The organism is Peribacillus tepidiphilus, from assembly GCF_009466385.1.
Taxonomy (GTDB): domain Bacteria; phylum Bacillota; class Bacilli; order Bacillales; family DSM-1321; genus Bacillus_BN; species Bacillus_BN tepidiphilus.
Genome location: NZ_WIAQ01000023.1, coordinates 60,364 through 73,069 on the forward strand (window position 1 = coordinate 60,364; position 12,706 = coordinate 73,069).

Annotated in this window: 13 protein-coding genes; 9 read left to right on the forward strand and 4 right to left on the reverse strand. The window is 38.2% G+C overall.

Translation table 11 applies throughout. The features are described 5' to 3' along the window. The first annotated feature begins 56 nt into the window (after window positions 1–56). Window positions 57–305, forward strand: a complete 249-nt coding sequence (locus tag GD441_RS12370) for a hypothetical protein (RefSeq protein ID WP_153126749.1) — start codon at window positions 57–59, stop codon at window positions 303–305. On the opposite strand, the gene GD441_RS12375 is transcribed toward GD441_RS12370, so the two are convergent. Beyond that, a complete protein-coding gene (locus GD441_RS12375) occupies window positions 294–905 on the reverse strand; it encodes a histidine phosphatase family protein (protein ID WP_225434223.1) in 612 nt (203 codons plus the stop codon). The genes GD441_RS12370 and GD441_RS12375 overlap by 12 nt on opposite strands. Window positions 906–1,044: 139 nt before the next feature. On the opposite strand from GD441_RS12375, the gene GD441_RS12380 reads away from it, so the two are divergent. From GD441_RS12380 to GD441_RS12390, 3 genes are all read left to right on the forward strand, one after another. Then, window positions 1,045–1,386, forward strand: coding sequence for a metal-sensitive transcriptional regulator (locus GD441_RS12380; RefSeq protein WP_153126751.1), 342 nt, complete (start codon window positions 1,045–1,047; stop codon window positions 1,384–1,386). Window positions 1,387–1,398: 12 nt separating this feature from the next. Next, a complete protein-coding gene (gene copZ / locus GD441_RS12385) occupies window positions 1,399–1,605 on the forward strand; it encodes a copper chaperone CopZ (RefSeq protein ID WP_153126752.1) in 207 nt (68 codons plus the stop codon). Between the two features lie 84 nt (window positions 1,606–1,689). Continuing rightward, the gene (locus GD441_RS12390) at window positions 1,690–4,110 is read left to right on the forward strand and encodes a heavy metal translocating P-type ATPase (RefSeq protein WP_153126753.1); all 2,421 of its coding nucleotides are present in this window, start codon (window positions 1,690–1,692) and stop codon (window positions 4,108–4,110) included. Between the two features lie 182 nt (window positions 4,111–4,292). On the opposite strand, the gene GD441_RS12395 is transcribed toward GD441_RS12390, so the two are convergent. After that, the gene (locus tag GD441_RS12395) at window positions 4,293–5,483 is read right to left on the reverse strand and encodes an FtsW/RodA/SpoVE family cell cycle protein (RefSeq protein ID WP_153126754.1); all 1,191 of its coding nucleotides are present in this window, start codon (window positions 5,481–5,483) and stop codon (window positions 4,293–4,295) included. A 194-nt stretch (window positions 5,484–5,677) separates the two neighbouring features. On the opposite strand from GD441_RS12395, the gene GD441_RS12400 reads away from it, so the two are divergent. Next, a complete protein-coding gene (locus GD441_RS12400) occupies window positions 5,678–6,445 on the forward strand; it encodes a hypothetical protein (protein ID WP_338091710.1) in 768 nt (255 codons plus the stop codon). Window positions 6,446–6,570: 125 nt separating this feature from the next. Here GD441_RS12400 and GD441_RS12405 read toward each other — a convergent pair whose 3' ends face one another. Next, window positions 6,571–6,735 carry a hypothetical protein gene (locus GD441_RS12405; protein WP_153126756.1) on the reverse strand — a complete coding sequence of 55 codons (165 nt, stop codon included), beginning with the start codon at window positions 6,733–6,735 and terminating at the stop codon, window positions 6,571–6,573. A gap of 186 nt (window positions 6,736–6,921) precedes the next feature. On the opposite strand from GD441_RS12405, the gene GD441_RS12410 reads away from it, so the two are divergent. Further along, the gene (locus GD441_RS12410) at window positions 6,922–8,004 is read left to right on the forward strand and encodes a D-alanine--D-alanine ligase (RefSeq protein WP_153126757.1); all 1,083 of its coding nucleotides are present in this window, start codon (window positions 6,922–6,924) and stop codon (window positions 8,002–8,004) included. A gap of 146 nt (window positions 8,005–8,150) precedes the next feature. Continuing rightward, window positions 8,151–9,518, forward strand: coding sequence for a UDP-N-acetylmuramoyl-tripeptide--D-alanyl-D-alanine ligase (locus GD441_RS12415; protein ID WP_153126758.1), 1,368 nt, complete (start codon window positions 8,151–8,153; stop codon window positions 9,516–9,518). A 206-nt stretch (window positions 9,519–9,724) separates the two neighbouring features. Here the strand turns inward: GD441_RS12415 and GD441_RS12420 are convergent, their stop codons facing one another. Continuing rightward, window positions 9,725–9,901 (reverse strand): hypothetical protein, encoded by a 177-nt coding sequence (locus GD441_RS12420; protein WP_153126759.1) that lies wholly within the window; start codon window positions 9,899–9,901, stop codon window positions 9,725–9,727. A 195-nt stretch (window positions 9,902–10,096) separates the two neighbouring features. Here GD441_RS12420 and GD441_RS17570 point away from each other — a divergent pair, with 195 nt between their 5' ends. Then, complete coding sequence (locus GD441_RS17570; RefSeq protein WP_153126760.1) at window positions 10,097–11,473, forward strand: protoglobin domain-containing protein; 1,377 nt, start codon at window positions 10,097–10,099, stop codon at window positions 11,471–11,473. 190 nt (window positions 11,474–11,663) lie between these two features. Then, window positions 11,664–12,410 (forward strand): alpha/beta hydrolase, encoded by a 747-nt coding sequence (locus GD441_RS12430; RefSeq protein ID WP_338091709.1) that lies wholly within the window; start codon window positions 11,664–11,666, stop codon window positions 12,408–12,410. Window positions 12,411–12,706 lie beyond the last annotated feature (296 nt).

Consider the following 12,706-nt stretch of genomic DNA (forward strand, 5'->3'; position numbering starts at 1 on the left):
CCTTTTCGGACAGCCCCTACGTATTTTTCACGCATATTTGGACTGATTGAAAATGCTTGTTAGTTGGATATTTGGGTCACCAAGCGCATAAAATCGGTCGTCAATCCAATGTATCGGTCATCAGGCCCAAAATATCGGTCGTCGTTCGAATATATCGGTCGTCAGGCTCAAAATATCGGTCGTCGTTCGAATATATCGGTCATCAGGCCCAAAATATCGGTCGTCAATCAAATATATCGGTCATCAGGCCCAAAAATCGGTCGTCAATCCAAAATATCGGTCGTCCCCAATTGTTATTTGTTTAAGTGTGAGATGTCTCCTTCGAATTCGATGTGATGGAGATCGTCTTTAATGACAACTTTTGTTAAGCTGGTGTGCCCTAAAGGTGTTTGAGTAAATAGCTTTTCGAGCGGCAGCTGGCGAATATATGCGATGAGAACCCGAAGGAAAATAGAATGAGATACCACCAGAACCGTACCTTCTTTATGCTGCTCAATGATTTTTTGAAAGGCTAACTTCGCACGTTCTTGAACCTGACTAAAAACTTCTCCATCATCTCGATTAAAAAGATGAGGAGTTTCCCAAAATGCTTTGAAATCTTCTGGGTACTCTCGTTCAATTTCGTCTCGTGTACGTCCTTCCCAATCGCCAAAATGCATTTCCCGCAATAAATCATCTTTAATTATGGGAATTTCTCTATCGCCTACAATGATTTCTGCTGTTTCATAAGCTCTTTTACTGGAGCTAGAATAAACGGCATCAATTGGTATATCCTTTAATCTTTTAGCGAGAGCTTGAGCATCCTGTCTGCCTTGATCCGTTAATTCACCATTTCCCCAACCCTGCATTCGTTTTTGAACATTCCATTCTGTTTGCCCATGACGAGTTAAATAGATCGTAAGCACAACGAATAACCTCCTGAATAAAAACAATAAGAATCCATTCATATAATAACCGATGCACCTCAAAAAGAAAAAATTTTCTACTATAAAATTGCATACCATAGTAGGGTATGGTACTATTAAAGCGTGGGGAGGTTTTAAAATGGACACCATAAACCCTAATGAATCAAAATTGCAAAGCGAACATTGTCATACTAGCACTGAACGAAAAAGTCATCACTCAGAAAAAGTAAAGAAAAATCTCATTACGCGGCTAAATCGAGTAGAGGGACAAATCCGCGGTATTAAAGGCATGATCGAAAAAGATGTATATTGTGATGATATTATTACTCAAATTGCAGCCACTCAATCAGCGTTAAACAGTGTTGCCAAATTGCTTTTAGAAGGACACTTAAAAACTTGTGTGCTTGAAAGAATCCAAGAAGGCGACATTGAAGTTTTAGATGAAGTGTTAGAAACTATTCAGCGACTTATGAAAAAGTAGGGAGGATTTCAAATGGAAAAAGTTATTCTTCGTGTAAAAGGCATGTCTTGCGGACATTGTGTGAAGGCTGTGGAAGGAAGCGTAGGAGAGCTTGAAGGAGTTCAAAAGGTAGTCGTGGATTTAAGTCAAGCAAAAGTAGAAGTTGAATACGACCCTGCAGTTGTATCGATTGAAAAAATTAAAGAAACGATTGATGACCAAGGTTACGACGTAGAATAAATATCAGAAAACTCGGCTTAGCAATACGTGCCGAGTTTTTTCAAAATCTCAACATACCCCTGGGTGGTATAAGGAGTGACGACAATGAGTGCAAAAAATAAAGAAGCAGTCTTTCAAATATCCGGGATGACATGTGCAGCTTGTTCATCCAGAATCGAAAAGGTATTGAACAAAATGGATGGTGTCGAGGCTGCCAACGTAAATTTAGCGCTTGAGAAATCAACCATACAGTACGATCCAGAAAAAGTTAAGGCGGAAGATTTACAAAGAAAAATAGAAGCCTTAGGGTACGGTGTAGTGACGGAAAAAGTAGAGTTGAACATCTCTGGAATGACATGTGCAGCCTGTTCAAATCGTATTGAAAAAGGATTAAATAAAATGGATGGCGTAATGAGGGCTTCTGTTAATCTAGCTTTGGAAACCGCAGCCATCGAATATAATCCGGCTATTTTAGAACCGAAAGATTTAATGAATCGAATTGAAAAACTCGGATATGGAGCAGCTGTTAAGGTAGATCAAAACGAAACGGATCCGATGGGTCATAGGCAAAAAGCGATTGAAAAGCAGAAACATAAATTTATTTTGTCAGCCATCTTGTCATTTCCTTTGCTTTGGACGATGGTAGGGCATTTCTCTTTTACTTCTTTTATGTATATTCCAGATTTTTTAATGGATCCTTGGGTTCAATTTGCCTTGGCTACCCCCGTGCAATTTTGGATCGGTGGTCAGTTTTATAAAGGTGCCTACAAAGCCCTTAAAAATAAAAGCGCCAATATGGATGTGCTGGTAGCTCTCGGTACATCAGCGGCTTACTTTTATAGTTTGTATCAAACCATTCAGGCGATTGGATCTCATCACCAAGACCTTCAGCTATATTATGAAACAAGTGCGGTATTAATTACGTTAATTCTTCTTGGAAAGCTATTTGAAGCTAAGGCGAAAGGCCGTTCATCTGAAGCCATAAAAAAATTAATGGGCTTACAGGCAAAAACCGCAACGGTTGAGCGACATGGTGAGGTATTCGAGATTTCTTTAGATGAAGTTAAAGTTGGAGATGTACTGCTCATAAAACCGGGTGAGAAAATACCGGTTGACGGTGAAATCGTCGAAGGACAATCCGCTCTTGATGAGTCTATGCTTACTGGTGAAAGTGTTCCGGTTCAAAAGAGTGTTGGTGATACGGTAATCGGAGCCACTATTAATAAAAATGGTTTTCTTAAAATGAAGGCGACGAAGGTTGGGAAAGATACGGCTCTGGCCCAAATTATAAAGGTTGTTGAACAGGCTCAAGGCTCTAAAGCTCCGATTCAGCGCTTAGCTGATAAAATTTCTGGTGTATTTGTTCCAATCGTTGTTGGCATTGCTGTCGTTACATTTTTCATTTGGATCGCATTTGTCGATCCGGGTAATTTTACAGGTGCATTAGAAAAATTAATAGCTGTGCTTGTCATTGCTTGTCCATGTGCATTGGGACTCGCTACGCCAACTTCTATAATGGCTGGTTCAGGAAGAGCAGCTGAATTCGGTATTTTATTTAAAGGCGGCGAGCACTTAGAACAAACACATGCTATTACCACTGTCTTATTGGATAAGACAGGAACAGTAACGAATGGCAAGCCAGTATTAACAGATGTAGTAGTAGCGAAGGAATGGGATGAAGACGAGCTATTGCAATTAATAGGTTCGGCTGAAAAATCTTCTGAGCATCCTTTAGCTGAAGCAATCGTTCAAGGGATAAAAGAAAAGGGGATAACATTGAAGTCAGTCGAGAAATTCGAGGCCATTCCCGGATATGGTATATATGCTGAAATAGACGGAAGAAAAGTATTAGCTGGAACTAGAAAGCTCATGAGCCAATATGATGTCAGGATCGAAGAGGCTCTTGACCAAATGGAGAAGCTGGAACGCGAAGGGAAAACGGCTATACTTATGGCTGTTGATGGATATTATGCAGGCATGATTGCTGTCGCCGATACGATAAAAGAAACGTCTAAATCCGCAATAGCCCGATTAAAGGATATGGGTCTGGAAGTTTGGATGATTACTGGTGATAATAAACGTACTGCTGAAGCCATTGCAAAGCAAGCAGGAATTGAACATGTTATCGCGGAAGTCCTTCCGGAAGGAAAAGCTGAAGAAGTGAAAAAGCTACAAATGCAAGGGAAAAAGGTTGCAATGGTAGGAGATGGTATTAATGATGCACCAGCTTTGGCGATTGCTGATATCGGAATGGCCATCGGGACCGGTACAGATGTGGCGATGGAAGCAGCCGATATTACATTAATGAGAGGTGATCTCCATTCTATAGCCGATGCAATCTACATGAGCAAGAAAACCATTCAAAACATCAAACAAAATCTTTTCTGGGCCTTTGCCTACAATACTTTAGGGATTCCAATTGCAGCATTTGGATTTCTTGCTCCATGGGTAGCTGGAGCCGCAATGGCGTTTAGTTCTGTCAGCGTAGTCCTGAATTCACTTCGTCTGCAACGGGTGAAACTCTAAGAAGAACTCAATGTAAAAGATAAAGACAAAACAAAGGGGCTTCCAATAAGTCGAATTTTCGGCTTTTGGATGCCCCTTTGTATGTTCAAGAATATGGATATATCACCCTTCTTGATTTTCAATTTTTAATGAAGTTGCCCTTTACAGCCCTTTCTTTATTTGACATAAAGGTGCTTTTCGTTTTACAAACTTTTTGCTTTCTCTTTTGAGCTAAACATGTAGTTTTTGTAGTGGTACTGCATACTGAAAACGATCCCCATGGCCATCATGTTTCCCATAAGAGAGCTTCCGCCATAACTGATGAATGGAAGCGGTATTCCAGTGATTGGAAGGACCTGAATGGTCATGCCGATATTTTGGAACACATGGAAGGTGATCATGCTAATGATACCAGCACAAACATATGAATTAAAATGATCATTTGCATCCAATGCAATTTTTATCAAATGAAAAATTAGGATAAAATATAAACCAATTACAATGCTCCCGCCTATAAATCCAAATTCCTCTCCAATAATACTGAAAATGAAATCGGAATGGCTTTCGGGAATATAGACCTCACGACCTGTAAATCCTTTTCCAGACATCATGCCTGAGCCAATAGCGGACAGTGATTTTTCCAAATGATAAGCTTTATTGCCCGAATATTCATGTGGTGTCAGCCAAGCGTAAATTCGGTCGAACTGATAAGGTTGAATACCCAAATACTTCTCAAGAATATGTGGGAGCTTTAAAACAAAGAATATTAAAGTAGAAGCGATCACAGCTCCGCCTGTAAACAACGGTAATAGAATTTTCCAGCTGATGCCGGAAACGAGAGTCATTCCAAGCATGATGGCGATCATAACTAACGAAGTCCCTAGGTCTGGCTGTTCTTTTATAAGTATAAGGGGTAAAGCTGTTACAGCACCAATTTTTAATAATAATAAGGCATCCGTTTGCAAAGATTTATAGATCACTTTTTCATGATGTTTTACGATTACTCTCGCAAGTACAAGGATCAAAAAAATTTTCATGAACTCAGAAGGCTGTATAGCTCCAAGACCACCAGGAAGGATAAACCAGCTCTTTGCACCATTTTTGATTGGAGCGATAGATTGGGGTGCAAAAATTAACACCAATAATAGCAGGTTTCCGATTGCATAAAGATACCATGATAAATTCTTTAATTGGTCCGGGTCAAAATACATAATAAAAAAAATAATGAGAGCTCCTACTAGATACCAGAAAATTTGCTTTGAAACAAAATTAATGGGATATTGTCCTGTAGTCTGGGCGCTATAAATAGACAGGCAGCTCACCACGAAAAACACGAAGAGTATGAGGCATAATGTCCAATCAAACTTTTCTGAAAAAGTACGACGCTGATCCATCGGATACACCTTTCTGATTTATAATACATAATTCTACCATTTATGATAGAAGCTAACAAACACATTCAAACATGAAGTTTTGTGAAAAAATATTACTTTTGTCAAAAAAAAGTGGTAAAATTTATATTTATTTAGTACGAAATATGTAAGGATCTTGTATTTAGTTTTTGGGGATGATAGGGGGTAGGGGTTTGGTGAAAAACGAACATAGAGAAATCATATACTTACATTTACATGCATCTGATCGCTTTGTCATCTCGAGCGGAATTGGATTTCAGGAGTTTGCCTTCTCTATTCCGAAACCTTTGCAGAATTTACTTCTCTTAAAACATCGATTTGATGATGGGGAGTTTAATATGAATACACTCCTCGAATTTGTTACGCAGGAAAATTTACCACAATTATTAAAAGAAGATGTAAATGGCTATGGAGATTTTTGTTGGGTTGATTTTGATGATGAGATGGGATTAGATGAATTAGAAGGGTATGAAATTGCAGAGCTTCTATATTTGGGTCATGCTAAGGCTCATTTAAAACCGCCGTTTTTTCGGAAGCTTAACAATCATTATGTGTATCTATCACATGATGATGGATGGTTTAATAAAACGTATTATCGTTCACTCGACACCTTCTTTTATATGCTCACTAAACTCCTGCCTTTAAAAATGGAACGGCTCAAGCTCGAAAGGACATGGCTGGGGATCAAGAAAAAGAATGAATATCCAGATGTTCCTGTGGAGACGCTGATGAGACTGTCTCATCTTATGGCTGAAGGTATGACGATATCATTAAAACATATCCAACAGACACGAAGTCGCTTGGAAATCCCAATTTGGGTGCTGGGAGATTTTATCCATATGGATGATATGATGGAAAGTTTTTTAGATACAGTCGGACATGAACCAGAGGCCAAAATCATTTATCAAAGAAAAACGAGAGAATGGGCTATTATTCAAAAATAAAGTGAAACTTCCATCAGTGGGGGTCTTACTGCCCGTTAATGCGGGATTAATCAAAAAACGCTTGGATGACACTTATCCAAGCGTTTTATTTTATACTGATTCAATAAGCGACTTTGAATAGGTATTTACTTTATCAGTTGCAGAATGAGCATCAATAGATGTAAGGCAATAATCATAATAAGCACTTTTAAAAATACACTTATGATGGCTCCTACTTGACCGCCTTGAGTCCATTTAACGAATATCCCTAAAATATGAGTAGGAAGAAAGGGAATAATCACAGTATTCATGAATTACTCAACTATTTTACGAAAATCGTTCAGATCATGGAGTTGTATGCCTAGCTGTAGATTTCATATCATAATTGTGGGAAGTAAGATTTAATGAAACAAAAACATTTAGATCATTTGTACACATTTTCGTTTGAAAATGAAAGTGTTACAATATGGATGGAATGATTATTCGGAGGTTATTAGATGAAAACAAGAATTGGGTTATTATATGGTGGTAAATCTGCGGAGCATAAGGTTTCGCTTCAAACGGCTCTCGCAGTTAATAAGGCTTTAGATTTTAATAAGTTTGAGATATATCCAATTTACATTACGACTGAAGGGAAATGGATCACTGGACCCCAGTTAACAAGTCCGGCAAGCACAGTAGAGGAACTCGCTTTTCCGGCTCAAAATTCCCAAACACCTATTGCTTTAGGTACTCAGCTTTTTCCTGCAGAAAAACCAGAAGAAAAGAGAGGGTATGATGTTATTTTTCCACTCCTTCATGGACCAAATGGAGAAGATGGTACGGTTCAAGGTATGCTCGAAATCTTGAATATCCCATATGTAGGGAATGGTGTGTTGGCTTCAGCTGCAGGGATGGATAAGGTCATTATGAAAAATATCTTTGCCCAAGCAGGGCTTCCACAAGTGAATTACGTTTGGTTCATCCGTTCGGAGTGGGAATCAAACGAAGAAGCTGCCTATGAGAAAGTAGAAAAGGAACTAGGCTATCCTTGTTTTGTAAAACCTGCTAATTTAGGATCAAGTGTCGGAATAAGCAAATGTACTTCAAGAGAAGAGTTAAAAGCTGCGTTTAAGGAAGCATTCCAATTTGACCGAAAAATTATAATAGAAGAAGGCGTTATTGCAAGAGAAATTGAAATTGGTGTGCTCGGTAACGATCATCCTGAATGCTCTGTTGCAGGAGAAATCGTTCCCAAAAAAGATTTTTATGATTATAAGGCCAAATATGAAGATGGTGATACAGGGCTTATTATTCCAGCTGAGCTTCCGGATGGCGTGTACGAAGAGCTAAAAGCGCTGGCAATTCGCGCGTTTAAAGCATTGGATTGCTCTGGTTTGGTACGTGCAGACTTTTTCTTGACCAAAGAAGGGAAACTATTCATTAATGAAGTAAACACGATGCCTGGTTTCACGCCATTCAGCATGTTCCCGCTTTTATGGAAACATTCGGGTGTGGATTATCCACAGCTTATTGAGAAGCTAGTGGAGCTTGCGAAAGAGCGCTATGAAGAAAAACAAAAAATTAAGTACACTTTTTAACTTAATGGAATGGAAGCAGAGGCTGTAGTCGAGTGACAAAAGCTTCTGCTTTGTTTTCTGTTAGGGCTTCCGAGTAAAGAGATTATTTTACATATTTATAAAATCTTAATTGATTCGAAAAAATAACACAGAATGGAGGCAATCTGATGATTAAGCGAAGCTTACAAGAAATAGCCAGCATGATGAATGGGCAATTGAATAAAGAATATGATATTGAAATCAGAGGAGTATCGATTGATTCAAGAAAGATCGAGGAAGGAAATCTATTTATCCCCTTTAAAGGAGAGCATGTGGATGGTCATCAATATGTAAAGAGCGCCATTGAGAAAGGAGCAGGTGCATCTCTATGGCAAAAGGATGTTCCCAATCCACCTGAGGATATTCCGTTAATTTTTGTAGAAGATCCGTTAAAGGCTCTTCAAGCGCTTGCGAAAAATTATTTAATGCAGCTTTCGGTTAAGGTTGTGGGCATAACCGGCAGTAACGGAAAAACTACGACAAAAGACATGGTTGCCGCTCTTCTTTCTACTCAATATCGCGTTCATAAAACGAGTGGAAATTACAATAACCATATTGGGCTGCCTCTTACCATTTTGACGATGAGCGAAGATACAGAAGTAGCAGTCCTTGAAATGGGAATGAGTGGAAGAGGAGAAATTGAGCTGTTGTCCAAGCTTGCAGAACCTGACTTGGCCATCATCACGAATATTGGAGAAGCGCATCTTCTAGATTTAGGATCTAGAGAAGGAATAGCTGAAGCAAAGCTTGAAATTATGTCAGGGCTCAAGGAGGATGGAGTGCTGATTTATCACGGAGATGAGCCTTTATTAAAAGAGCGTGTAGAAGGTCATTCAATAAGAAATCTAACTTTTGGCTTGGGTCATCAAAATACTGTGTACGCTGAGTATATAAAGACAAGAGAAAAAGATACCCTATTTAAGACTAATTTATATGGCACGGAGTTTGTTTTACCGGTTTTAGGAGCACATAATGTACAGAATGCAATGGCAGCGATTCTTGCTGCGAGAGAATTGGGCATAACACCAGAGAATATAAAGGCAGGTCTCTCTTCCGTACAATTGACCAATATGCGTATGGAAATGAAAAAAGGCAAACGAGGAGAGATCATCATTAATGATGCCTACAATGCTAGTCCGACTTCTATGAAAGCAGCCATCGATTTGGTAACAGAGCTTACTGGCTTTAATAGGAAAATCCTTGTATTAGGGGATATGCTCGAACTAGGACCAAAAGAAGAGGAATTCCACCTGAAAATTGGGGCAATGATTAAACCAGGCTCAGTAGATCAATTGTTTACCTACGGGCGGTTAGGCAAAAAAATAGCAGAGGGCGCTATGAAGGTTTTACCGAAAGAAGCAATCTTCTCTTACGAAGATAAAGAAGAATTAATTGCAACATTAATAAACCAGGTTAGCAAAAACGATCTCATCCTGGTAAAAGCATCAAGGGGAATGAAGTTAGAAGAAGTCGTTCAAGCCTTAATGGAAGGGTAAGGAAAGAATGCTTCTGAAGACCGATCAATCGGAATGACGACCGATTTCCTGCTCCCTAGTGACCAATATATCCGCCTAATAAACGTTTTAATCTGCCTGATTTTGAGTACAACATCCATTGTAAACAATCTAAAGCTGTCCTTTATTTAAAGGGCAGCTTTTGTTATTAAAAACGCTAATTCAAAATACCATGAATGATACAAATATCATCCATGATTTCGGAATGCTTCATCCGAGAAAGGAGCAAGGACTCTAAAAGGGTGGATGCCGTGTCCACTTACATCAATAATAATGAGCCCGTATTCTCCTTCACCTAATTCCGTCCAAAAATAGATCTCACCTGATAGCTGATTGGAAGGTTCAAATATTCCGTTAATTTTCACATAAGGAAAATTCCCCTCTTTAAAAAAATTCCTTCTTTAAGAATACTTTAAAATATTTATATGCAGATTAATTTTTGAAATATTTTCATAAATTTGTTGGATATTCTTAACAAACTAAAATTAATATACGATATACTGAAACCGAATGCAGGAAAAAAGACTTATTTTTCTTTTTTTACTGGGGGGGATACATTCATGGCTGGATGTCCATTTAAATTTTTCGTGCAAAACCAAAATGGAGCGGTCCATTTTTTCCGTAAACAAGATTCATCTCAAGATAAGCCTTCCGCTTCTGTGACACATTCTGTTTCTACCCATTCCAGTTCCTATTATCGTGAATTGATGAATGGAAGAGAAGCTACACAGGTAAAGTTTGTGGGCTTGACCGAACAAGATATTATTAACCTTACTCATTTAAAGCCTATTTTTGAAAGAAACGTAGATCAGGTTGTAGATGCTTTTTACACGAGACTTCAGGAGATTCCTCATCTTACGAATATCATAAAAGAAAACTCCACCATTGACCGACTGAAGCATACATTAAGAAAGTACTTGCTGGATATGGTTTCAGGAGAAGTGGGGGAACAATATGTCATCCGCAGGAAGGTAATTGGTAATGTCCATAATCGGATCGGTCTATTTCCGGAATGGTATATTGGAGCATATACTTTGATCCAAAATGAGGTATTGCATCTATTGACAAGGGAGTTGGAGCGCTGGGAGGATGTAACCGAATATTATTTGTCGTTCCAGAGACTTTGCTCGTTTGATATGCAAATTGCCATTGAAACCTATATTGAGTCTTACACTTCTTCTATGATGAAATTTAATGAAATTGAAGAGCTTCAATATAAACTGAATGACTCAGCTTCGACATTGGCAGCAAGCGCAGAGCAAACAACCTCATCAATTAGCGATAAAGAAAAACAAGTTCAATTGATGCTGGATGAAATCCGTTCGATTCAAATGGAATCCAAAAACTTGATCGAACGAGTAGAAGCAGGCAGGAAAAACGTATCTTCTTCTTTGACAAAGGTGGATGGTGTGGTAGATCTCATCCATTCAACAAAAAGCTTGACTCAAGAATTAAGCGAAAGCTCTGCACAAATTGGACAAGTGGTGAAATCGATTAGAAGCATTTCTAATCAGACAAATATCCTGTCTTTAAATGCTGCCATTGAAGCGGCTCGCGCTGGTGAACATGGCAGAGGATTTTCTATTGTAGCGCAAGAGGTACGCAAACTTGCTCATCAAACAGAAGATGCATTAGATCATATTCAAACTCAAATTACAGCTGTTCAGGAAACCATTGAGAAGTTTGAGAAAAGCTTTCAAATTATCGTTGATGAAACAAGCTTATTTAGAGAAATGAATAATAATATAATAGAAATCCTTGAAAACTCTGTAGACAGTGTCAAGATGAGCGATTCCAGAATTGGTAATTTCGGAAAGGCTGTAAACGATTTTAGAAAGACATTTGAAGAAATTTCAAAGGCCTCTAATCAAATTGCTGAAATGGCTGAGCAGCTAAGTTATTTGAATAACGAGCTGACAGATAAGTTTAAAGCATAAATTAAGATACAATTGATTGAGGTGGCCTTATGAAGCATCATTTAAAATTTGAAGGACAGGTTTAGAGGTTTGTAAAATAGATCAATTTGTAAAAGTTGTTTAGTATTTTACCTCAGAAATGTTTCTGGGGTATTTTTTATGAACGAAGAGTATCTCTAGTGTTATCGGGTATAATGAAAGAAAAAATGTAATGGTGATCATGATGATTGGGTGTTTGTGTATACATGGATTTACAGGTGCGCCGTTTGAGGTTGAGCCTTTGGCAAATTATTTGAGGAAGCATACGAATTGGAAAATTGTTGTTCCAACTTTGCCGGGGCACGGAGAAAACGCGAGCTTAAAGGGAATAAAATATACTGACTGGGTGGAATGTGCCGAAAAAGAACTTCTTCAGCTCTTAAAAGAATGTGAAGAGGTCTATCTAATCGGGTTTTCAATGGGAGGAATGATTGCCTGCTATCTTACATCCAAGTACCCAGTTAAAAAACTCGTTTTGTTAAGTGCAGCTGCAAAATATATAAACCCTAAGCAACTTGCTCTTGATATGAAGGACTTAATAACGGATTTGTTCTATGGAAAGGTAAAAGAGAATGAATTTTACTTACGTTTTAAAAATAAAATAATGAAAACTCCGTTCAGTGCTACACTACAATTTAGAAATCTTGTTGCCTCCTATTCAAAGGCGTTGAAAGAGGTAAGGGTTCCTACATTTATTGCTCAAGGAAAATCAGACAGCATAGTGCCGCCAAAGAGTGCGGAGTATTTGTACCGGATTATCCCAGCAACATATAAAAAGCTTTTTTGGGTAGATGAAGCGAAGCATTTAATCTGTCATTGTGAGGGAAAGGAAGCGTTATTTCGTGAAATCTATGTTTTTTTAACAGGAAAACAACCTGCTAAAAAGGACGATCGAAAAAATATATTTACCTACGTATAACCAATTTGCTTTGTTGCAATAAGATATATCAAGTGTTATTATAATCTTTAAGGCAACTTTCGATAAATATGTTTTTTCATATTGCATCAAGAGTTCAGGACAATAATTTATTGTCCTTCTTGTTTTTTGTAACAATGAGTGTTGTCTTCCTTAAGTGATCATATTGACACTTTCGTATAGTATCTTTTGAAAGAGATTTCTTTTAAATCTTGAGATATAAGAACTTTTAATGAATAAAATAGGCCAATGCACCCAAATTTGTAATGCTAATCATAACGCCCAGCAATTCAGACAGC